The sequence below is a fragment of the Arthrobacter sp. UYEF3 genome (genome assembly GCF_040546245.1).
Classification (GTDB): Bacteria; Actinomycetota; Actinomycetes; order Actinomycetales; family Micrococcaceae; genus Arthrobacter.
The window spans coordinates 1-20,559 of sequence record NZ_JBEPNK010000031.1 but is presented as its reverse complement, the minus strand read 5'-3'; the positions used below and the strand labels follow the sequence as shown (position 1 = coordinate 20,559).

The following is a 20,559-nucleotide window of genomic DNA, read 5'->3' as shown; positions in this document are numbered from 1 at the left end:
GGATGTGATCGTTTTCAGTTCCATCCGCGGACGGACCCTGGGCGAGTTGGGGCCGGACCACGAGACTGTCAGCGATGCATCGTTTGCCCTGCTGTGGGAGAAGTGGTCGCTGGCTTGGACCGCCCAGGTGGGTGCCAGTCACGAGGCCGCCGGACTCAGCGCTTTAGCCGCCTTGCCGGTCCACTCGCCGGCCGTCGAAGCAGCGGATGTATGGCGCTGGGTGAACCGGTGGGTGCGTCATTATGGGGGCGTGCCGGAAGCTTCGCCGCAGCGCGATGCCTTGTGGGCCGGGGCGGAAGTCGTGACGCGGAACCTGCTCGGCTCGGCACCGGATCCGCTGGTCTGGTCCCACGGGGACCTTCACGACAAGCAAATCATCGCGGTGGACGACGCGTCCGTTCTCGGATTGCTGGATTTCGATGACACGTCCCAGGCCGAGGCCGCCCTCGATCTGGCCAATCTGGATGTCCATCTGGATTTTCTGATACGCCAAAACCGCCTGACGCCGACGCGATACCTCACGGCGCACCGTCAGGTCATGGCCGCCGCCGACCGTTTGAGTGTCAATCCGGACCGGCTTCGCGCCTACTCCGATGCCGCCTGGCTGCGTCTGGCATGTTCTCCGTTGCCGGGGCGGTTGTCTCTGGCCCTCGCTGCTCTTAAGGAACGCGACTCGCGTCCGGCGGTCCGCCCGCCGGGCCGCCGCGTCGAGGAGCTGATGACGTGAGCTGGCACCCGCCGGTCCCGCTCACCGTCCCGGACGCGGCGGGAGTGCAAAGGCTGGTCCGGCGGGCGTGGCCGGAGCCCACCGCAGGGGACTACACCATGGAGCTTGCCGGGCCCGGACTGGCGGGTGTCCGGGCCGCGCATTTCCGAGCCGGACGGGCGGAGTTGCTACCTGAGGGTGGCGACAGACGCCTGCCCGCCCTGGCGCACGCGCAACCATTGGGCGAGGTGCTGGTGCACCGAGCCCACAAGCGGGCCGTGGTCAAGGCCGGCGACCGCTATTTCAAAATCTTCCGGCCCCGGCAATCCGACGAAGCCGCCGACCGGCACACCCGGACCGCCGCGCTCCTGGCTGCCGGCGACTTCCTTAGCCCTGAAGTGGTTTCCTACACCCCGGGCTGCCTCGTCCTCACCGCGCTCCCTGGCCGGTCCCTGTTTGAGCTGGGAAACGACCCTGCGGCCAGCGACGTCGAGTTTGAAAGAATCTGGCAAAACTGGTCCCGCGGCTGGGTCCGACAGCAAGCCCTGGCCAGCGCTGCCGTGAACCGGCCGTCCCTGGCTGCGCTGGCACCGCGCACGGCCGCCGTCGAACTCGAAAACCTCCAACGTATGGTGGACCGTTGGCTCTTGCATGCCCAGGACATCCCGGAAGCCCGGGCCCTGTGCGACGCCGTACGTGCGGCTGCCGGGGAGATCGCCGGACAGCTGCTGCGGACCGTGCCTGATCCGTTGGTCTGGTCCCACGGGGACCTTCATGACAAGCAAATCTTCGCCACGGCGTCCGATGCCCCTCTGGGGCTGCTGGATTTCGACGAGGCCGGGCTGGCGGAAGCCGCCGCCGACCTCGCCAACCTCGCCGTCCACCTTCACCTGCGCCAGGCGCAACTGCGCCTGACACCGGAGCGATACCGGACCGCCCACCGCCAGGTCATCGCCGCCGCCGAGGAACTACGCGTTACCCCTACCCGCTTCGATGCCTACGCCAGTGCGGCCCGCCTGCGGCTCGGCTGCCTCTACTCCTTCCGGCCACAGTGGGCCGCCCTCGCAGAGGACCTCCTCCACCAAGCGGTAGCAGGGCCGGTATCTTCTGCCTTCAGAGCAGACGCAATTGTGTGATGGGGAAGTCCTATCTGCGGGGGCCGCTCCTGCCTGCAGTGGGAAGGTCGATGGCGAGGGCTGCACCAGACCGCCGCGCTACTGGCCGCCGCTTCGCTAAGGCCCTGCCGGAGGCGGACCACGTGGAGATCGACGGCGCCCCGTACGGGATGATCCGGACCCACGCGGCCGAGGTGACCGAGGCTCTGCTGCGGTTTCTGGCGAAGTAACCGGCCCGCAGACGCGGCGCCTCGTCATCCCGGCGGATGAAGGCTCGAAGGAGCCAGGCCGGCGGCGATCAGCTCCTCCAGTCCGCGCTTGAACCCGGACCGGCCGCCGTGTGCGGGGTGCCGGATTTTGGGCGCGTCGATGCCGCCGCGCTGCAGGCTGCGGTGCGCCACATTACCCACGGCCACCACGGTCTCGATCGCGAACTCCTCGGCCAGCGCCTGCCAGAACGGGCTGCCCAGCGCGGCCTCGGCGGCCGTCGGAGTGCGGTTGGAAAGCGGCCGGCCGGGCCGATGGGTATGCCACGGGCACGCGCTCCAGAGCAGCGGAAGGAAATCCAGCTCGGCCAGGACCTCCCACATCACCGTGGCCGTGGGTTCTGCGGCGACGGCGTCCGGGTCCGGCGGAAGCTGGTATCCCTTTCCCGGCCCGAACAGGCCAAACCCGTCACCGGCCTGCTCGAGGATGGTGCGGCTGGTAAAGGGAACCCCGGTGATTTTCATGCCCCTAAAGCCGGGGGCCTCCCCCACCAGCAGCACCTTCGGAGCGCGATCCAACATTTCCTGCAGGTAGATCGCCAGGTTCCGCCGGCGGACCGCATTCGCGGGCACAGTGTGATTGAAGAAGTTGGCACAGCCCGGCCCTGTCGCCACCGCCGCAAGCCGGTCAACGAATTCCGTGATGCAGGATGAAATCATGTGGCGCCCGTTTCCTCGGCAGCTCTTAGCTCACTCAGACTATCCGGGCCGCTTCGCCGCCGCCGGGGACGGCCCTGATAGCGCCGTTACCGTCTCCCCTGTGCCAAGGCATGGCGCCTAGCATGGAGACATGACGGACATAACCATCTTTACGGTGGGACACTCCACTCATCCGATCGACGAATTCGTCGGCATCCTGAAGGCGCACGGCATCAAAAAGCTGATCGATGTGCGGACCGTGCCGAAGTCGCGGCACAATCCTCAGTTCAACGCCGACGCGCTCGCCGCGAGCGTGCGTGCCAGCGGGATCAGCTACCGGCGGATGGAATCCCTCGGCGGTCTGCGGCACACCAACAACAGCAGCCCCAATGGCGCCTGGCGGAATTCTTCTTTCCGGGGATACGCGGATTACATGCAGACCGCAGAGTTTTCGGCCGCCGTCGGCCAATTACTGGAACGTGGGCGGACAAACGATGCGGCAATCATGTGCGCGGAAGCCGTCCCGTGGCGTTGCCACCGTTCACTGATCGGTGATGCGCTCATGGTCCGGGATGTCGAGGTACTGGATATCATGACCGAAAAATCCGCCAAGCCCCACGCCCTGACCTCTTTCGCCCGCGTCGACGGCCAACGAGTGTGGTATCCGCCGGAACAACGGCCGGCCGCCCAACGCGGCGCGGATGCGACCTAGTGCCCGGCAGCGGGTGCCTAGAAAACCGCGTCGGTCACGGCCCGGGTAAGCTGGTGCATGACATCGGTCCGCTGCGGGATGTCGCCTTCGCCGTCGCCCTTAGTGTAGATGACCAGGGCGTAGGCGCTGCCGTCCTTGGCGAGGATGCCGGCGTCGTGGAGCTCCCCGTCCAGCAGCCCGTACTTGTGGAAGACCTCGACGTCCGCAGGTGCCGCCGCGGGGATGAGGGACTCATAGTTGGTGTTCTGCATATAGGACAACAACTCCGCGGTGTCGTCGTGGTCGAGCAGCTTTCCGGAGTACAGCGCGGCCATGATCCCGGCCATCTCCGCAGGGGTCAGTGTGTTGGATTCGGGGCTGTAGCTCACCCCGATCGACGCTGCGTAGTCGCTGAGCTCCTGGTGGCCGACAGCGTTCATGATCAGGGACCACGAGTCGTTGTCGCTGTCCTGGATCATCTCCTTGAGCTGGAATCCGGCGGTCCAGTCCCCCATCGGATCGTTGAGGGAAGCCGCGCCGGACTCAACCAGGTGGTAGTAGGCTGCGGCCGCCAGAACCTTGGCGGTGCTGGCCGCCACGAACGCCTGCTGGACGCCGTAGTCGTGCACCGTGCCGCCTGACAGGTCGATCAAGGACACGCCGATCTGGTACTCGCCGTTCGCTTCGATGATGGCGTTCAGTTTCGCGTCCAGGTCCGGGCTGACGGTCCGCGTTGCAACGGCCGCCGTCGGTGCCGGGGTCGCCGGGGGCGGCGAACTCGCCGTCGGGGTCGCCGGGGCGCTCGCAGCCGCCGGGGGAGCGGCCGCCGGGGGAGCGGCCGCCGGGGGAGCGGCCGCCGGGGGAGCGGCCGCCGCGGCCGTGCCCAACGTCGTCGCGTGCTCCGCTGCCGAGCGGGCCTCGGCGGCGGAGTAGACGGTGGCCGCCAACGCCACCGCCAGGACTGCCGTAAACGCCCCCAGCAACAGTCGGCGGCGCGCCAGGCGGGGGCTCCTGCCCTTGGTGGGCGTTGGCCCGTGGCGAGGCGACTGGTGCTCTTTCATGATGGCTCCAAGCTAGCGGCACCAGTTATGCCTAGGCTGTGAATAAGCTGTCAGCCCCATCAACCGGCCAAAACGGCGCATTCGGCAAGGACGAAGACCATGAGTTACACCGTGCGGGCGGAGGCCGGCGGCCGCAGTCGGGGCCGCGGCGACGCCGTCGTCATGCGGCCGTCATTGGAATACCGATTCCGCCCGTGGTGTTGTCCACCACAGACTGATTTCCAACCGCCCCAAGCGAAGGACCTCCCATGAGCCAGAACCTCACCGTCAAGCTCCAGCCCGGAACCCCGGCCCCCGACTTCACGCTCCCCGACCCCGAAGGCAAGCCGGTTTCGCTCTCGGACTACCGCGGTAAGAACGTCATTGTGTACTTCTACCCCAAGGCTGCGACACCGGGTTGCACCACCGAGGCCTGCGACTTCCGCGACAGCCTGGCCTCGCTGCAGGGTTCCGGCTTCGAGGTCCTGGGCATCTCCCCGGACGCGCCCGAGGCGCTGGCGCACTTCACCGGCGACTACGCCCTGACCTTCCCGCTGCTCTCCGACCATGACCACGCCGTGGCCCTCGCCTACGGTGCCTGGGGCGAGAGTCTGTTCCGCGGCGAGATCACCGAAGGGATCGTGCGCTCCACAGTGGTTCTCGATCCTGAGGGCAACGTCACGCTGGCGCAGTACAAGGTAAAGGCGGAGGGCCACGTCGCCGCGTTGAAGGACGAACTGGGCGTTTAAACTCTCGCGTCCGCCCGGCGCACTGGGTAGGCTCGGTCCAAACAGCGCCGGAAGGCGGCTCAACCCGAAGGCGGACCAAGTGGCAACTGGAACCAGGCAGGATCCCTGGGTGCTGAAGACAGCGCCAGGGACATCCGAGTACACGATGTTCCGGGATGAGCAGTCCGATCCCCCCGCCCTCGTGTGCCAAGTCGGCTCCACGACACTGAAGTACCACCTCCGAGCCGTCGGAGACCTTGAGCTGTGGCTGATGGAGAAAGGCGATTGGGTGCCGTTGGGCGCCGCCGACGAGAACAAGCCGGCCGCAGAAGGAACCGTCGAGGCGTGGGGACGGAGCCCGGAGAATCCGGTGGGCGGTTGGTACGGGCTGCGGAACGGATACCGCGGCAGGTTCGGGATGTATCTTCCGCCGCTGCTGGAAGCTTTGGGCCTGGTGGAGCTGACGCACGACAAGCGCAATAACTCCGTCCGGGCCATCATCGCCGACGGCTCGGGCCCGGCCGTTTCAGCCTAAGTGTGGGCGCCATCTGCCCCGGCTAACGCCTGCCGCAGAAGACCGCTACGCCCGGCTTCCGGCCACAATCGTCGCCGTCGAACGCAGCCTGAGCGCACCCTGGTGCTCATAGCGGCCCAGCAATTGGAACACGTCCGAGCGGATTAGCGACCGCGCTTCCTTGTCCGCCCTGGCCAGACCCATTGCCACGGTGGTCGCGATGTCCTCCATGAACTCCCAGTAACTCTCCGGGGAGCCGAGCACCAGGTCCGTGCTGACCGTCCGCTCCGCCACTTCCGCCAGGCCTGCTTCCCTGAACAACCGGGCCATGAAGCCCGGGGCGGAACAGCGGAACAGCCCCGGGGTGCCCGCGGGCGGTTGCGGCAACTCTGTGTGATGCGCGAGTGTGCCCAGAACCAGGCTTGCCCAGGGATTCCCGGCGGCCCTGCCCCAGACGGCGGCGCTGATCCTTGCCCCGGGCTTCGCCGTCCGGACCATTTCCCGCAGGGCGGCCCGCATATCGGGGAAGAAATTGAAGCCGAAGCGGCACAGCACGGCGTCGAACGTCGCGTCGTCGAAGGGAAGCTCCGCGGCTGCGCAGACACTGAAGCTGACGTTGGCCAGCCCCCTGGCCGACGCCTTCTCCCTGGCCACATGCAACATTCCGGCCGAGAGGTCGGCCAGGACCACGTCGCCCTCCGGCACCAGCGCCGCCACTGTGAGACCCGGCTCGCCGGAACCCGCCGCGACGTCCAGTACGAAGGAGTCCGGGTGCAGCCGGGCATCCTGGATCGTGGCGTCGCCGAAGGGGCGGTGCCAGCCGAGCAGTTCGGCGTCCCACTTTTTCCAGCCCGCGGCAAACTGGTCCCAGATGATGCGCTGCTGGTCACGGATACTGTCCGCTGTGACTGACATGGTGCGTCCTTATAATCCGGACCGTACCCTCCCCATCCCATAGTCTGCCCTGCTATCCGCGTTCCCGCTAGGCTTCCGGATGTCCGCTGCGGAAACGGATCGACACGCGGCGGATCCGCGCCGCGGCCGTCCGGAATCGGCGTGAAAACAGCAGCGAAAACGGCAGCGCCCGCGGGCAGTAGGCTTAACGGCATGGCTTCTGAAGACACCCCCGTTGCGCCCGAACGCCGCGCCGTCACCGTCCGCCGCGCGCCGAAATATGTGCCGTTCCTGATCGCGGGTGCTCTGGCGGGCGTCGCGGTGGCCGCCGTGATCGCTTACGGCCTGCCCGCCGACGAGCGCTACAATGCCAATGCTGTCTTCGGCTTCTTCCTGACTTTCTGCGCCGCGGGCGGCGCCATCCTCGGCGCCGTCGTCGCGCTGCTGCTGGACCGGCTGAGCGTCCGCCGCGCCGAGCGCGCCGTCGTCGAGTCCGTTCCCGACTCGGTTCCGGACACCGACGTCGAGGACCCCGCCTGAGGCTGGCAGGTCACAAACCGCCCACCGGAAAAGTCTTAGCGCACAACGTGAGATAATCGACCAGTGGCACGCGGCGATGGAAAACTTTCTCATGATCTTCTCCCTGGCGAAAAGGGCCCGCAGGACGCTTGTGGCGTCTTCGGGGTCTGGGCTCCCGGCGAAGAGGTAGCAAAACTCACTTATTACGGGCTGTACGCGCTACAGCACCGCGGTCAGGAGTCGGCTGGTATTGCCACCAGCGACGGCAAGCGGATCAATGTGTACAAGGACATGGGCCTGGTGTCCCAGGTCTTCGACGAGACCACGCTGAACACCCTGACCGGGCACCTTGCCGTCGGGCACTGCCGGTACTCCACCACCGGGGCGAGCCATTGGGCCAACGCCCAGCCCACCCTCGGCGCGACCGCCACCGGCACCGTCGCCCTGGCCCACAACGGCAACCTCACCAACACGGCCGAGCTCAAGGCCATGATCGCGGACCGTAACGGCGGCCAGCTCACCGGCGAAATGAAGCAGGGCAATACCTCGGACACCGCGCTGGTCACCGCCCTGCTGGAGGGCGAGGCGGGCAAGTCCCTCGAACAGACCGCGCTTGAACTGCTGCCTAAGGTCAAGGGCGGATTCTGCTTTGTCTTCATGGATGAAGGCACCCTCTACGCCGCCCGCGACACCTACGGTATCCGCCCGCTGGTCCTCGGCCGGCTGGAGCGCGGCTGGGTGGTAGCTTCGGAGCAGTCTGCCCTGGCCACCGTCGGCGCCAGCTTCATCCGCGAGATTGAACCCGGCGAATTCATCGCCATCGACGAGGACGGAGTCCGTTCGCAGCGTTTCGCCGAGCCGACGCCGGCCGGTTGCGTCTTCGAGTACGTCTACCTCGCCCGCCCGGACGCCTCCATTGCCGGCCGCTCCGTGTACGAGTCCCGCGTGGAAATGGGCCGCCAGCTGGCCCGCGAAAACACCCAGGACGCGGACATCGTCATCCCGGTGCCGGAATCCGGCACCCCCGCCGCCGTCGGCTACGCGGAGGAATCCGGCATCCCGTTCGCCCACGGCTTCGTCAAGAACGCCTACGTGGGCCGCACCTTCATCCAGCCCTCGCAGACGCTGCGCCAGCTCGGCATACGGCTCAAGCTCAACGCGCTGGAGTCCGTGATCCGCGGCAAGCGCGTCGTGGTGGTCGACGACTCGATCGTCCGCGGCAACACCCAGCGCGCGATCGTGCGGATGCTCCGTGAGGCCGGTGCCGCCACCGTCCACATCAAGATTTCCTCCCCGCCCGTGAAGTGGCCCTGCTTCTACGGCATCGACTTTGCCTCCCGCGCTGAGCTGATCGCCAACGGCGCCACGATCGACGAGATCGCCCAGGCCATCGGCGCGGACTCGCTCGCCTACATCTCAGAGGACGGCATGATCGGCGCCACCCGGCAGCCGCGCGAACGCCTGTGCACGGCGTGCTTCACGGGCCAGTACCCGATCGAGCTCCCAGGCGCCGACAAGCTCGGCAAGAACCTGCTGGAACGCACCGACCTCGGCGGCCTGCCCGCTTCCGCCACGGCCAAGCCCGTCCTGGCCGACGAGGACCCGGCCGACGCGGACCCGGCCGAGAAGGCCGGCGCCACGGGCTGCGATCCGGGACCCGACGCCGAATTCGAAGAACTGCTTACCGACGCCGACCGCGTACCCGCCGCCAAGCCTGATGCCGACAAGAAAGAGCCAGTATGACTTCCGCCTCCTCGGCCGCTGACATGAACGACGCCCGGAACACCGGCATCACCTACGCCTCCGCCGGCGTCGACGTGGAAGCCGGCGATCGCGCCGTCGAACTCATGAAGGACGCCGTCAAGGCGACCCACAACTCCTCGGTGATAGGCGGCGTCGGCGGCTTCGCGGGCCTGTACGACGTCTCACGGCTGTTGACCTACAAGCGGCCGCTGCTGGCCACCTCCACCGACGGCGTTGGCACCAAGGTCGCCATCGCACAGGCCATGGACATCCACGACACCATCGGCTTCGACCTGGTGGGCATGGTGGTTGACGACATCGTGGTGGTGGGCGCCGAACCGCTGTACATGACTGACTACATCGCCTGCGGCAAGGTGGTCCCGGAACGGATTGCGGACATCGTCCGTGGCATCGCGGCCGCCTGCTCGGTTGCCGGCACCGCCCTGGTGGGCGGCGAAACCGCGGAGCACCCGGGCCTGCTGGGTGAACACGAATACGACGTCGCCGGTGCCGCCACCGGCGTGGTCGAGGCCGACTCCCTGCTGGGCCCCGACCGTGTCCGCACCGGCGATGTGGTGATCGGTATGGCCTCCTCGGGCCTGCACTCCAACGGCTACTCCCTGGTCCGGCGCGTCATCAACCACGCCGGCTGGGCGCTGGACCGCGAGGTCTCCGAATTTGAGCGCACCCTCGGCGAGGAGCTCCTCGAGCCCACCCGGGTGTACGCCGCGGACTGCCTGGACCTGGCCCGCACCTTCCCGGTCAACGGGTCCGCTGCCGGCCGCGCAGTCCACGGCTTCAGCCACGTCACCGGCGGCGGACTGGCCGCCAACCTCGCCCGCGTCCTGCCGCAGGGCCTGCTGGCCACCGTCGACCGGGCCACGTGGGAACTGCCCGCCATCTTCAAGCTGGTCGCCGAGCTCGGCAACGTCCCGCTCGCCGACCTTGAACGCACCCTCAACGTGGGTGTGGGCATGGTGGCGATCGTCTCCGCGGAGGCCGCCGACGCCGCGGTGAACCACCTGAACGCCCGCGGCCTGCCGTCCTGGGTCATGGGCACCATCGGCGAAAACTCCGATTCGGTCCTGAAGACCGGTCCCGATTACGTCCAGGGCGCCAAGGGCGTCGACGGCGGCGCCGTCCGGATGGTCAACGCCTACGCCTGACCCCCTTCTTTGCCCCATCGACTGCTCCGTAACCGCCGTTTAGACCCCTCAAAACGGCGGTTGGGGAGCACTCGATCCGGTTAAACTTGCAGCAGGCTGAACACGCCGCCCTGCGGATCTCTGGGCGTGGCAACGCTGCCGGCGTCGTCGTCGTCCTCCGGCTCGACCAGCACGGCGCCGCCCGCGGCCCGCGGCCCGCGCCGCTTCCACCGCCCCGGCCCCGGCGAGGCTGGAAACCCCGGAATAGACCTGCCGGCCGGGCTCTAGGTTGCGCTCGGGTTTCGGCTCCTGGCGATCCCGGCGACCTCGGTCCGGGCCGCCGAAGTGGGTGCCCGGCTGCCATGCGCGGGTGGTCCCTCCTCCGGGCGGCGCAACGAAGACCATCACGCGGCGCCGGACCCCGGCAACCGGGGACGCGGCAATGGCGGCAAGAGTACCCGGGTGCCGCCCGGGCACGACAAAACCCGCCGGGCACGCCCTGAAATGGGTGTGGCCGGCGGGCCTGGAATACTTGGCTTACGACCTTCCTGGAAGGAGTGCCGGAGAAGGATCGACTAACCTATCCGACGGGCGTCAACCTCGTCGTCGTCTTCTTCCACATCGTCCGCGTACTTATCCACGTAATCCGAATAATCCGGTTCGACCGGTTCATCCGCGAAGTGGCTCGTGGCACGACTTCCGGGGCCCGTGAGCTCGCGCTGAAGGGCCGAATAGTCAGTGTTCGGGGAATAGTACTTGATGTCCCGAGCCTGCTTGGTAGCTTTTGCCTTTTGACGGCCGCGCCCCATGGCGTGACCCCCTTTTGTACTTGGACCGGAGGTGGTCACCTTGGCTATCGGTGAGGCCCCGGAATGTTTGGTCAATTTGTCGTACACCTAGATTACATGCTTTCGGCCGGGACTGCTCGCCGGCGCTGCCGCTGTGGACAGAGTCGCTCGTCCCGCCGCGCTCGGCCGGCAGGTCCGGTGGCAACCCCTAGGCATGCAGCCCGGCGGGGTTCTTCGATAGAGTCTCTTGGTGGGTGCCCGGATACGGGCCCCCAGCCGTGCGTCCAGCACCGGCAAACTGCACGGAAGGGGTGAATTCCCGAGTGACCGAAGATCCTGTGAGCGACGAGGACGTCAAGCGCCGCGATACCGGAGTGCCTTACATTCCCCGCGCCGCTGAATCCGCCGACCGTCCGGCTCCGGCCCCGCCGGTAGGCGCGCCCTCTTCCGTCCATGTTCCGCCGCGGCCTTCCGCGCCGCCGACGTCGGCAGTCCCTGTTCTCCCCGGCGGCACCGACCCGGAATCCCGCGCTCCGTCCTCGCGCCGTGCAGCCGCGAGGTCCCGGACCCGGACGACGCCGCGGGCCACACCGGATACACCTGCTACTGCCAAGGATCCAGACCGCAAGGGATCCTCGGGTGCATCCCAGATCGGCAGACTGCTTTCCGCCCAGACGGCCCAGCTCCGGGCCGCGCAGTTGGGGCCGCGCACCCGGGAGCTTGGCCGCACCCTGTGGGCCGGCGCCCAACGGCTGGGCCTGGCAAAGGTGGGCATCGCCGCCGTCGTGGTGCTGGGCTTGCTGGTCTGGTGGCTGACATCGCTGGGGACGCCCGCACAGCAGCCGGCGGCCGGGACCTTACCCGCGCCCGAAGCCTCCTCCTCGGCCCCCGCCCGCGGCGCGCTGCCGCTGGAAGGCGTCAGCCCGATGGATTTCCGGCTGGGCGACTGCTTCAAGGATTTCGACGCGAACGCCGCCGCTTCCACCGTGGTGGCCTGTGACACCGGACATTCTGCGCAACTCGTGGCCATCGAGTCGTACGCCGCCTCCGACGCGTACCCGGGCCGCGATCCGCTGAAACAGCGGGCGCTGGGCGCCTGCAAGGCGGCAGCACTGACCGAGAAGTCCAACGACTACACGCTCAGCTACAAGCTGGCCTACCCGAGCTCCTCCAGCTGGGGCACCGGTGACCGGAGGGTTGACTGCTACATAGCCGCGGACGGCGGAAACATCATCAAGGAGTCCCTGCTCCCCTAGCGCCATTCCGTTCCCGCTGCCGGGGGCGCCAGCCACACGATGCGGCTGGCGCCCGCCCCCCGGAGTCTAAGTCTGTTATTCCTTGCGGCCGACCGAGAGTCCGCTGCCGGTGGAGGCTCCGCCGTCGGGCCGTGCGGACGCCTCCGGGCCGGCCATGGTCAGTTCCAGCAGGTCCGGGGCGGTGTCCACCAGCACGGTATCGCCGTCCGAAATGTCGCCGGCCAGGATGGACTTGGCCAGCCGGTCGCCGATTTCCCGCTGCACGAGGCGGCGCAGCGGGCGGGCGCCGTAGGCAGGGTCGTAGCCTGTGACGGCCAGCCAGGCCCGGGCTCCGTCCGTGACTTCCAGGTTGAGCCGGCGGCCCTTGAGCCTCTCGGCCAGTTCCTTCACCTGTAGCTCCACGATCTCGGCGAGTTCCTCGACGGTCAGCGGGTCGAAGATCACCACCTCGTCGAGCCGGTTCAGGAACTCGGGCTTGAACGAGGCGTGCACCGTCGCCATGACCGCGTCCCGTTTGGTGGCGGCGTCGAGGCCCGGGTCCACGAGGAACTGGCTGCCCAGGTTGGAGGTCAGGACCAGGATCACGTTGCGGAAGTCCACGGTGCGGCCCTGGCCGTCGGTGAGGCGGCCGTCGTCGAGCACCTGGAGGAGGATGTCGAAGACCTCCGGGTGGGCCTTCTCCACCTCGTCCAGCAGCACCACGGAGTACGGACGACGGCGGACGGCTTCGGTCAGCTGTCCGCCCTCCTCGTAGCCCACGTAGCCGGGAGGGGCGCCGACGAGCCTGGCCACGGTGTGCTTCTCGGAGTACTCGGACATGTCGATCCGCACCATGGCCCGTTCATCGTCGAAGAGGAAATCGGCGAGGGATTTGGCCAGCTCGGTCTTGCCGACGCCGGTGGGGCCCAGGAACAGGAAGGAGCCGGTGGGCCGGTTGGGGTCGCTGATCCCGGCGCGGGCGCGGCGCACGGCGTCGGACACCGCGGTGACGGCCTTGCTCTGGCCGATCAGCCGCTCGCCCAGGACGTGTTCCATGTCCAGCAGCTTCTGGCTCTCGCCCTGCAGCATGCGACCCGCGGGGATGCCGGTCCACGCCGAGATCACCTCGGCAATGTCGTCCGCGGTGACCTGGTCTGCCACCATCTGCCCGGACTTGTCAGGCACAGCTTCCTCGGCCTCGGCCGCTGCCTTAAGTTCGCGCTCCAGAGCCGGGATTTCGCCGTAGAGGATCCGCGACGCCGTCTCGAGGTCACCCTCGCGCTCAGCTTTTTCCTCTGCGGACCGCAGTTCGTCCAGCTTGGCGCGCAGGTCGCCGGCGCGGTTCAGGCCGGCTTTCTCGGCTTCCCAGCGGGCGTTCAGCCCGGCCAGCTCTTCCTTCTTGTCGGCCATGTCGGCGCGCAGGGCCTCGAGCCGTTCCACCGAGGCCGGGTCCGTTTCGCCAGTCAGGGCCAGCTCCTCCATGGTCAGCCGGTCCACCTGGCGGCGCAGCTGGTCGATTTCCTCCGGCGCGGAGTCTATTTCCATCCGCAGCCGGGACGCGGCCTCGTCCACGAGGTCGATCGCCTTGTCCGGCAGCTGCCGGCCGGAAATGTACCTGTTGGACAGGGTCGCGGCGGCAACGAGCGCGGAATCGGAGATGGAGACCTTGTGGTGCGCCTCGTAGCGTTCCTTGAGTCCGCGCAGGATGCCGATGGTGTCATCCACGCTCGGCTCGCCGACGAAGACCTGCTGGAAACGGCGTTCCAGGGCAGGGTCCTTTTCGATGTTTTCGCGGTACTCGTCCAACGTGGTGGCACCGATCAGCCGGAGCTCGCCGCGGGCCAGCATGGGCTTGAGCATGTTGCCGGCGTCCATCGAGCTGTCCCCGGTGGCGCCGGCACCCACTACGGTGTGGATCTCGTCGATAAAGGTGACGATCTGACCCTCGGAGCTCTTGATCTCCTCCAGCACCGCCTTGAGCCGCTCCTCGAATTCTCCGCGGTATTTGGCGCCCGCCACCATCGAGGCCAGGTCCAGGGCGATCAGCGTCTTGCCGCGCAGGCTCTCCGGCACGTCACCGGCCACGATCCGCTGGGCCAAACCTTCGACGACGGCGGTCTTGCCGACGCCGGGTTCGCCGATGATCACCGGGTTGTTCTTGGTGCGGCGGCTCAGCACCTGGATGATGCGGCGGATCTCGGCGTCGCGCCCGATCACCGGGTCCAGCTTGCCGGAACGGGCGATCGCTGTCAGGTCGGTGCCGAACTTCTCCAGCGACTGGAAGGTGTTCTCCGGGTCGGCATTGTCCACCTTGCGGTCGCCGCGGACGCCGGGCAGCGCCGCGAGCAACGCCTCATGCGAGGCGCCCGCTTCGCGCAGCAGCCGCCCGACGCCGTCATTTCCGGACGCAAGGCCGAGCAGCAGGTGTTCGGTGGAGACGAAGGAGTCGCCGAGGCGCTCCGCCTCATTCTGTGCGTTCTTGATGGCCTGCATCGCCGTGCGCGAAAGCTGGGCCTGCTGGACGGAACTGCCCGAGCCGGACGGCAGTGCCTTGATCGCGGAGCTCGCCTGGACACTGACGGCATCCGGGTCGGTGCCGGTGGCGCGGAGGAGTGCGACAGCGACCCCCTCGCGCTGGTCCATCAGCGCCTTGAGCAGATGCGCCGGTTCCAGCTGCGGGTTGCCGGCCGTCGAGGCGTTCATGGCGGCTGCCGAAAGAGCCTCCTGGCTCTTGGTGGTGAATTTGGTGTCCAAAGAGAGCTCCTTCCGGAATAAGACTGACGTCAAGGTTGAGTCTATCCCGCTCAACTTTGAATTTTGCCCCGTTGGTTCCATGTTTGCCCACGGCGAAACTGCTGTCTAGGGCCGGCGCCTGCGGGGCTTCGCATACCGGCGCAGGCACCCTCGGACCACAGCCGCCACTGGACATGCTCATTCTTCGCGCCGACGACGGAGAGGGCCACCCGGCATGCCCTCCTTCCCGCCGACCATTGGACATACTCCGAACATGTCCACTCCCGACGCTTCGCACTGGACATACTCCCTGGCATGTATGGCTGCGAACAATGGGCATGCTCTCCCCTGCCTTTGACCTCGGGGCATAGTTCCAATATGTCCACTGTCCCAGGCTAGGACGGGGCACGTCCCCTGGTCAGCCCACGGCCCGGAGCAGGCCCATAAATGCGATGGCCGCCGGTCCACGGCAACCTGTGCGGCCGCGCGGACGACGTCGCCGGCGGCCCGGGGCCAAGCGGCCACGGACACTCCAGTCCTGATGGCGTCGGCTCGCCGTTGGCGTGCAAAATCGGACATGCCCTCCCCTCGAGCCGACCATTGGACATACTCCGAACATGTCCACTCCCGACGCTTCGCACTGGACATACTCCCTGGCACGTATGGCTGCGAACAATGGGCATGCTCTCCCCTGCCTTGGACCTCGGGGCATAGTTCCAATATGTCCACTGCCGGGATTTTGGGCTGGGCATGTCCCCTCGGGCCGCTCGGCAACAATGGGCATGTCCCCTCGGGCTGCTCGGCAACAATGGGCATGTCCCCTCGGGCTGCTCGGCAACACGGGGCATGTCCGAGTCCGGCCCGACCGACGGGCATGTCCCGTACAAAGACGCGATCCGGCGGTCGGGTCCCCCAAGGAACCGGCCGCCGGATCGAATAATGGCTACGGGAATAGTCTGTCATAAGTTTGACAAGATTGTCACATGATATGTGGGCGCAGCGCTCCGGACCTCGCTAATCTGGGACCCATGAATGAGACTTCGGCCGCAGAGCACACCGCCGGCAGCGTTTTCCTGGACAAGGAGCACCCCGCCGCGTGGCGCGCGCTCAACGGCCTGGGCCTAAAAGCCAAGGAAGCGGCCACGGACGCGGGGCTGGACCTGACGCTGATCGAACTGCTGAACGTGCGCATCTCGCAGATCAACGGCTGCGCTTTCTGCCTGGACATGCACGTGGCCGATGCCGTGAAGAACGGCGAATCGCCCCAGCGGCTGGCCGTCCTCCCCGCCTGGCGTGATACGACCCTCTTCACCGAGAAGGAACGTGCCGCCCTGACCCTGGCCGAGGCGATCACCGGCATCTCCGACGTCGTGGCCCGTGAACGCGAAGGAGGCCATGCCCGCAAGCACCTCAGCGATGCCGAATTCTCCGCGGTCAGCTGGCTCGCCATCACGATGAACGCGTTCAACCGGGTGTCAATCGTCAGCCAGCACCCGGTGCGCAAAAAGGACCAGGGCTAGCCGGACCAGCCGGGCACCAGCGCAAGCCCGGACGCGGTCCCGGCAACGCCCGGCCCTACGCCGGGTAGATCGACACGGCGGCCGCCTTGACCACGAAGTAGGCCCGCACCCCCGGTGCCAGACCGAGGTCTGCCGACGCTGCGGGCGTGACATCCGCGGACAGTTCCCCGGCCCGCACCCGGATCTGGTCGCCGTGCGGTTCCAGATCCGTGACGGTCACCGGGAACGAGTTGCGCGGGCTGCCGTGCGCCTCGCTGAGGAAGACGGAGACGGCCGACGGCGGGAAGGCGGCCACGCCGCTCTGGCCGGTTACCGGCGGGTCCTCGTGCCGGCCGGCGAATTCGAGGCCGGCGGCCGTGCGGAGTCCGCCCGGGATGACGGTACCGGCCACAAGGTTCAGCCCCGCCAGCCCGGCGGCGAAGCGGCTGCGGGGCCTTTGGAGCACGTCCCGGGTGGGGCCTTCTTCGGTGATCCGGCCTTCCTCCATCACGATCACGCGGTCCGCGAGCATGTAGGCGTCCAGGACATCGTGCGTGACCATGATGGCGCGGCGACCGGCCAGGACCCGCTTCAGCAACCGCCGCAGCAGCGGGGCCGCGTGGACGTCCAGGGCGGCCATCGGCTCGTCCAGCAGCAGCAGTTCCGGGTCGGCGGCCAGCGCCCGGGCCACCGCCACCCGCTGGGCCTGGCCGCCGGAGAGTTCCCCGGGGCGCCTCCCGGCCAGCTCTGAGGCGTCGACCTCGGCCAGCCAGTGCCGGGCGGCTGCCCTCGCCGGCCCCTTGGCCACCCCGGCGCTCCGTGGCCCGAAGGCAACGTTTTCCAGTGCGGTCAGATGCGGGAACAGCAACGGTTCCTGGGCCAGCAGGGAGGTGCCGCGTCGGTGCGGGGCGGTCCAGGCGTTCCGCCCGGGCCCCAGCTCGAAGAGGATGCGGCCGTCAACTTCCGCCCGGCCTGTATCCGGGCGGAGCAGGCCTGCGGTGACGGCGAGCAGGGTCGATTTCCCGGCGCCGTTGGGCCCGAGCACCGCCAGCGTCTCTCCGGCGCCCAGGCTCAGCGAAACATCCAGCCCGCGTGCGGCGACCGCCGCCTTAAGCGTGAACGTCATGATCCCCGCCGCGTGTTCGCGGGCTGGCCCGGGGGGCGGCCGGAGCGGCTGGCCGCGGGGCCGGCGGACGGCGCCGGGCCCCGGTAGCTGAGCCCGACGACGACGACCGCCACGGCGACGAGCAGCAGCGACAGTGCCACGGCGGCGTCGGCGTCGGTCTCGCGCTGCAGGTAGATTTCCAGCGGCAAGGTGCGGGTTACCCCCTGGAGGCTGCCGGCGAAGGTGAGGGTGGCGCCGAATTCGCCGAGGCTGCGGGCGAAGGAGAGGACGGCCCCGGAGGCGAGGCCCGGCAGCACCAGCGGGACGGTGACGCGGCGCAGCACCGTGCTGGGACGGGCGCCGAGGGTTGCCGCCACGGCCTCGTACCGGCTTCCGGCGGAGCGCAGGGCGCCTTCGAGGCTGACAACCAGGAACGGCAGCGCGACGAAGGTCTGGGCGAGCACCACTGCCGTCGTCGAGAACGCGATCTGGATGCCGGCGACTTCGAGGCTCCGGCCCAGCAGGCCTTGCCGGCCGAACGTGTAGAGCAGCGCGATGCCGCCCACCACCGGAGGCAGCACCAGCGGCAGCAGCACGAAGGAGCGCAGGAGCCGCTGGCCCGGAAAAGCACCCCGCGCCAGAACCAAGGCCAGCGGAACGCCGAGCAGTACACAGAGTACGGTGCTCGCCGCCGCCGTGCGCAGACTCAGCCCCAGGGCCGTAAGCGAAGCCTCCGAGGTGACCAAGGGGATGAAATCCGGCCAGTTGACCCGGGCCACCATGGCAGCGAGCGGCAGCAGGACGAACAGGGCCCCGGCCGCGGCAATGACCAGCACCCAGCGCGGAATCCCGCTGTACGCTCCCGCCCGCCGGTGGTTCACCGTGCCCTACGGGGTGCCGAAGCCGGCATCGGCCAGGACTTTCTTGCCCGCCGGACCCGTGACTGCCGCAATGAAGGCCGCGGCCAGCTCCTTGTTCTTGCTGCTCCGCACGGCGGTGATGGGGTACGTGTTCACGGCCTTGGCTGCCCGGGCGAAGGGAATCTCCTTCACCTTGTCCCCGGCCGCCCTGACGTCCGTGACGTAGACCAGCCCGGCGTCGGCCTCTCCGGACCTGACCTTGCCCAGCACGTCGGTCACGGACGACTCTTCACTCACCGGTTTCAGGGTGGTGCCGGTTTCCTTCTCGATCGTCTTCGTGGCGGCGCCGCACGGAACCTGGCTTGCACAGATGACTACCTTCACACCAGGCTTGGCCAGGTCCGCAAAGGAGCCGACCGACGCCGGGTTGGCCGGGGGCACCGCGATCGTCAGCACGTTGGTGGCGAAGTCTGCCGGGGATCCCTCCACCAGGGACGCGTCGGAGAGCTTGGTCATATTCTTGGTATCGGCTGAGGCAAAAACGTCGGCGGGCGCCCCCTGGCTGATCTGGGTGACGAGGTCCGAGGATCCGGCGAAGCTGAGCGCTATCTTGGTTCCCGGGTGGCCGGCCTCGAAATCAGCGGCAAGCTTGGTGAAGGTGGACTTGAGCGAAGCCGCGGCAAACACCGTGATGGTTCCCGTGGGTTGGGTGCCCTCCGACGTGCCGGCAGCCGGCGGGCCGCCCGTGGCGGCGGGCGTACCGGTGCCGCACCCGTTGATGCCCACGGCCAGGACGACGACGGTGAGAAGGAAATGCGCGAGCCGCGTGCGTGGGATTCTCATATGACGCTTTTTCCCTTCGAAGTTTCGATGATCACGGTGGTGGCTTTGACGACGGCGGTGGCCACGGAGCCGAGCTCCAGGCCGAGTTCACGGACGGCCTCGCTGCTCATCAGGGAGACCACCCGGAACGGGCCGCACTGGAGTTCCACCTGGGCCATGACGGTGTCGGCGGTGATCGCCGTGACCAGTCCGACGAAGCGGTTCCGGGCCGAGCTCCCGGCGCGGGCCGGGTCATCCGGAAGTTTCGCCTGCTCCCGGGCCAGAGTGGCAAGTTCGAGTCCGTCCACCGTAAGCCGGCCGGACTCATCCTTGAGCGGCGTGAGGCTTCCGTTCTCGGTCCAGCGCCGGACAGTGTCGTCGCTGACGCCGAGGAAGCGGGCGGCTTCGGAGACGCGGAAACTAGGCATACAGACACTGTAACCCGCATTTGCGGAGTTTTTAGAGCTATCATCCCCGAGAATCGGCATTCCGTAAGATCGTCATTGCACCCGCGGCCTCGTAGACTTCCAGCATGGCCGTGTACCTCGATCCGCCGCTGTGGCCCGCCCATGGAACGCACTTTTCGCACCTCGTCTCCGACACCTCCCTCGAGGAACTGCATGCCTTCGCGCGGGCTGCAGGCATTCCCGAGCGCGCATTCGACGGCGACCATTACGACGTGGCTGAAGCCCGCTACTCCGACCTGGTGGCTACCGGTGCCGTCCCGGTCGAGGGCCGGGTCCTGGTGCGCAAGCTGATCGCGAGCGGGCTGCGGATCCCGGCCCGGCGTCGCAGCGGCTCGCTGAAACTGCCGCTGCTGAACCGTTGGAACGACGTCCTCCCCGGCCACGACGCGCTCTTCCTGGACCTGCTGGACCGCTGGGGCGAGGAGCACCGCAAGTACCACGGCCGCACCCATCTGCTTGCCGTGCTGGAGGCCCTCGACCGGCTGAGCGCACCGGGCCGTCCGCCCCGGACCGTGCTGCTCGCGGCTTGGTTCCACGATGCCGTCTACCGCGGCATTGCAGGCGAGGATGAGGAGGAGTCGGCCCGGCTGGCGGAGGAGCGGCTGGTGCAGGCCGGCCTGCCTGCGGACGAGGTCGACGAGGCAGCCCGGCTGGTGCGGATGACGGCGGACCACCGGCCGGATCCCGGCGACGGGGCCGCCGCCCTGCTCAGCGACGCGGACCTGTCCGTCCTGGGCGGGGAACCAGCCGCCTACTCCCGCTACCTCGCGGCTGTCCGCGAAGACTTCGCTCACATCGGCGACGCCGATTTCGCTGCGGGACGCGCCGCCGTCGTCCGCCAACTGCTGGAGCTGGACCCGCTCTTCCACACTGCGCGCGGCCGCGAACTGTGGCAGGACGCGGCCTGGCGGAACCTGCGGGCCGAAATCGCCTGAGCTGAGCCGGTCCGGCGTCTCTTAGCCTTGATCCACCGATGTTGATCGGGGCGCCGACGGCGATTTAAACCGAGAATGCCCGTCTTTTCAAGGAAAATGGAGCTTGTCTAGAACC

Annotated in this window: 21 protein-coding genes; 12 read left to right on the top strand and 9 right to left on the bottom strand. The window is 68.0% G+C overall.

The features are described 5' to 3' along the window. Positions 1-4 precede the first annotated feature (4 nt). From ABIB14_RS16740 to ABIB14_RS16730, 3 genes are read left to right on the top strand one after another with little or no spacing between them, the layout of a single operon-like run. On the top strand, positions 5-727 hold the full coding sequence (locus ABIB14_RS16740; RefSeq protein ID WP_354237036.1) for a phosphotransferase: 723 nt from the start codon (positions 5-7) through the stop codon (positions 725-727). Continuing rightward, entirely contained in the window at positions 724-1,842 is a 1,119-nt protein-coding gene (locus ABIB14_RS16735) for a phosphotransferase (protein WP_354237035.1), read from the top strand. The genes ABIB14_RS16740 and ABIB14_RS16735 overlap by 4 nt, the downstream gene beginning before the upstream one ends. Before the next feature lie 50 nt (positions 1,843-1,892). Beyond that, complete coding sequence (locus ABIB14_RS16730; protein WP_502909687.1) at positions 1,893-2,051, top strand: hypothetical protein; 159 nt, start codon at positions 1,893-1,895, stop codon at positions 2,049-2,051. A gap of 24 nt (positions 2,052-2,075) precedes the next feature. On the opposite strand, the gene ABIB14_RS16725 is transcribed toward ABIB14_RS16730, so the two are convergent. Further along, on the bottom strand, positions 2,076-2,747 hold the full coding sequence (locus tag ABIB14_RS16725) for a uracil-DNA glycosylase (protein WP_354237034.1): 672 nt from the start codon (positions 2,745-2,747) through the stop codon (positions 2,076-2,078). Between the two features lie 130 nt (positions 2,748-2,877). Between ABIB14_RS16725 and ABIB14_RS16720 the strand changes: the two genes are divergently transcribed. Next, complete coding sequence (locus tag ABIB14_RS16720; protein WP_354237033.1) at positions 2,878-3,438, top strand: DUF488 domain-containing protein; 561 nt, start codon at positions 2,878-2,880, stop codon at positions 3,436-3,438. Positions 3,439-3,455: 17 nt separating this feature from the next. Here the strand turns inward: ABIB14_RS16720 and ABIB14_RS16715 are convergent, their stop codons facing one another. Further along, entirely contained in the window at positions 3,456-4,478 is a 1,023-nt protein-coding gene (locus tag ABIB14_RS16715) for a serine hydrolase (protein ID WP_354237032.1), read from the bottom strand. Positions 4,479-4,726: 248 nt separating this feature from the next. Between ABIB14_RS16715 and bcp the strand changes: the two genes are divergently transcribed. Both bcp and ABIB14_RS16705 read left to right on the top strand, forming a co-directional pair. Further along, the gene (gene bcp / locus ABIB14_RS16710) at positions 4,727-5,206 is read left to right on the top strand and encodes a thioredoxin-dependent thiol peroxidase (protein ID WP_354237031.1); all 480 of its coding nucleotides are present in this window, start codon (positions 4,727-4,729) and stop codon (positions 5,204-5,206) included. Between the two features lie 79 nt (positions 5,207-5,285). Beyond that, the gene (locus ABIB14_RS16705) at positions 5,286-5,720 is read left to right on the top strand and encodes a DUF6855 family protein (protein ID WP_354237030.1); all 435 of its coding nucleotides are present in this window, start codon (positions 5,286-5,288) and stop codon (positions 5,718-5,720) included. A 45-nt stretch (positions 5,721-5,765) separates the two neighbouring features. Here the strand turns inward: ABIB14_RS16705 and ABIB14_RS16700 are convergent, their stop codons facing one another. Then, positions 5,766-6,614, bottom strand: a complete 849-nt coding sequence (locus tag ABIB14_RS16700; RefSeq protein WP_354237029.1) for a class I SAM-dependent methyltransferase — start codon at positions 6,612-6,614, stop codon at positions 5,766-5,768. A gap of 192 nt (positions 6,615-6,806) precedes the next feature. On the opposite strand from ABIB14_RS16700, the gene ABIB14_RS16695 reads away from it, so the two are divergent. The 3 genes from ABIB14_RS16695 to purM all read left to right on the top strand — a co-directional run bounded on the left by ABIB14_RS16695 (position 6,807) and on the right by purM (position 10,021). After that, entirely contained in the window at positions 6,807-7,133 is a 327-nt protein-coding gene (locus tag ABIB14_RS16695; protein ID WP_354237028.1) for a hypothetical protein, read from the top strand. A gap of 63 nt (positions 7,134-7,196) precedes the next feature. Further along, positions 7,197-8,855 (top strand): amidophosphoribosyltransferase, encoded by a 1,659-nt coding sequence (purF, locus tag ABIB14_RS16690; RefSeq protein WP_354237027.1) that lies wholly within the window; start codon positions 7,197-7,199, stop codon positions 8,853-8,855. Continuing rightward, positions 8,852-10,021 (top strand): phosphoribosylformylglycinamidine cyclo-ligase, encoded by a 1,170-nt coding sequence (gene purM, locus ABIB14_RS16685; RefSeq protein ID WP_354237026.1) that lies wholly within the window; start codon positions 8,852-8,854, stop codon positions 10,019-10,021. The genes purF and purM overlap by 4 nt, the downstream gene beginning before the upstream one ends. A 554-nt stretch (positions 10,022-10,575) precedes the next feature. Here the strand turns inward: purM and ABIB14_RS16680 are convergent. Then, positions 10,576-10,809, bottom strand: coding sequence for a DUF3073 domain-containing protein (locus ABIB14_RS16680; RefSeq protein ID WP_354237047.1), 234 nt, complete (start codon positions 10,807-10,809; stop codon positions 10,576-10,578). Positions 10,810-11,111: 302 nt separating this feature from the next. Between ABIB14_RS16680 and ABIB14_RS16675 the strand changes: the two genes are divergently transcribed. Continuing rightward, entirely contained in the window at positions 11,112-12,044 is a 933-nt protein-coding gene (locus tag ABIB14_RS16675; RefSeq protein ID WP_354237025.1) for a septum formation family protein, read from the top strand. Between the two features lie 75 nt (positions 12,045-12,119). Here ABIB14_RS16675 and clpB read toward each other — a convergent pair whose 3' ends face one another. Next, positions 12,120-14,777: an ATP-dependent chaperone ClpB gene (gene clpB / locus ABIB14_RS16670; protein WP_354237024.1), complete on the bottom strand. Its 2,658-nt coding sequence runs from the start codon at positions 14,775-14,777 to the stop codon at positions 12,120-12,122. Positions 14,778-15,784: 1,007 nt separating this feature from the next. On the opposite strand from clpB, the gene ABIB14_RS16665 reads away from it, so the two are divergent. Further along, complete coding sequence (locus tag ABIB14_RS16665) at positions 15,785-16,276, top strand: carboxymuconolactone decarboxylase family protein (protein WP_354237023.1); 492 nt, start codon at positions 15,785-15,787, stop codon at positions 16,274-16,276. A gap of 55 nt (positions 16,277-16,331) precedes the next feature. Here the strand turns inward: ABIB14_RS16665 and ABIB14_RS16660 are convergent, their stop codons facing one another. Genes ABIB14_RS16660 through ABIB14_RS16645 form a run of 4 tightly spaced genes read right to left on the bottom strand, consistent with a single transcriptional unit; the run spans position 16,332 to position 19,470 of the window. Beyond that, a complete protein-coding gene (locus tag ABIB14_RS16660; RefSeq protein ID WP_354237022.1) occupies positions 16,332-17,381 on the bottom strand; it encodes a sulfate/molybdate ABC transporter ATP-binding protein in 1,050 nt (349 codons plus the stop codon). Beyond that, positions 17,378-18,241, bottom strand: a complete 864-nt coding sequence (locus ABIB14_RS16655) for an ABC transporter permease (RefSeq protein WP_354237021.1) — start codon at positions 18,239-18,241, stop codon at positions 17,378-17,380. Before ABIB14_RS16655 ends, ABIB14_RS16660 begins: the two co-directional genes overlap by 4 nt. Positions 18,242-18,247: 6 nt before the next feature. Further along, complete coding sequence (modA, locus tag ABIB14_RS16650; protein WP_354237020.1) at positions 18,248-19,063, bottom strand: molybdate ABC transporter substrate-binding protein; 816 nt, start codon at positions 19,061-19,063, stop codon at positions 18,248-18,250. Then, positions 19,060-19,470: a TOBE domain-containing protein gene (locus ABIB14_RS16645; protein WP_354237019.1), complete on the bottom strand. Its 411-nt coding sequence runs from the start codon at positions 19,468-19,470 to the stop codon at positions 19,060-19,062. The genes modA and ABIB14_RS16645 overlap by 4 nt, the downstream gene beginning before the upstream one ends. 104 nt (positions 19,471-19,574) lie before the next feature. On the opposite strand from ABIB14_RS16645, the gene ABIB14_RS16640 reads away from it, so the two are divergent. Continuing rightward, positions 19,575-20,444: a DUF4031 domain-containing protein gene (locus ABIB14_RS16640; protein WP_354237018.1), complete on the top strand. Its 870-nt coding sequence runs from the start codon at positions 19,575-19,577 to the stop codon at positions 20,442-20,444. Positions 20,445-20,559 lie beyond the last annotated feature (115 nt).

Bases quoted from the DNA above. Each gene is read 5' to 3' on its own strand.
- ABIB14_RS16730 (WP_502909687.1), top strand. From the start codon at position 1,893: ATGGCGAGGGCTGCACCAGACCGCCGCGCTACTGGCCGCCGCTTCGCT.
- ABIB14_RS16725 (WP_354237034.1), bottom strand. From the start codon at position 2,747: ATGATTTCATCCTGCATCACGGAATTCGTTGACCGGCTTGCGGCGGTG.
- ABIB14_RS16720 (WP_354237033.1), top strand. From the start codon at position 2,878: ATGACGGACATAACCATCTTTACGGTGGGACACTCCACTCATCCGATC.
- ABIB14_RS16715 (WP_354237032.1), bottom strand. From the start codon at position 4,478: ATGAAAGAGCACCAGTCGCCTCGCCACGGGCCAACGCCCACCAAGGGC.
- bcp (WP_354237031.1), top strand. From the start codon at position 4,727: ATGAGCCAGAACCTCACCGTCAAGCTCCAGCCCGGAACCCCGGCCCCC.
- ABIB14_RS16700 (WP_354237029.1), bottom strand. From the start codon at position 6,614: ATGTCAGTCACAGCGGACAGTATCCGTGACCAGCAGCGCATCATCTGG.
- ABIB14_RS16695 (WP_354237028.1), top strand. From the start codon at position 6,807: ATGGCTTCTGAAGACACCCCCGTTGCGCCCGAACGCCGCGCCGTCACC.
- purM (WP_354237026.1), top strand. From the start codon at position 8,852: ATGACTTCCGCCTCCTCGGCCGCTGACATGAACGACGCCCGGAACACC.
- ABIB14_RS16680 (WP_354237047.1), bottom strand. From the start codon at position 10,809: ATGGGGCGCGGCCGTCAAAAGGCAAAAGCTACCAAGCAGGCTCGGGAC.
- ABIB14_RS16665 (WP_354237023.1), top strand. From the start codon at position 15,785: ATGAATGAGACTTCGGCCGCAGAGCACACCGCCGGCAGCGTTTTCCTG.
- ABIB14_RS16660 (WP_354237022.1), bottom strand. From the start codon at position 17,381: ATGACGTTCACGCTTAAGGCGGCGGTCGCCGCACGCGGGCTGGATGTT.
- modA (WP_354237020.1), bottom strand. From the start codon at position 19,063: ATGAGAATCCCACGCACGCGGCTCGCGCATTTCCTTCTCACCGTCGTC.
- ABIB14_RS16645 (WP_354237019.1), bottom strand. From the start codon at position 19,470: ATGCCTAGTTTCCGCGTCTCCGAAGCCGCCCGCTTCCTCGGCGTCAGC.
- ABIB14_RS16640 (WP_354237018.1), top strand. From the start codon at position 19,575: ATGGCCGTGTACCTCGATCCGCCGCTGTGGCCCGCCCATGGAACGCAC.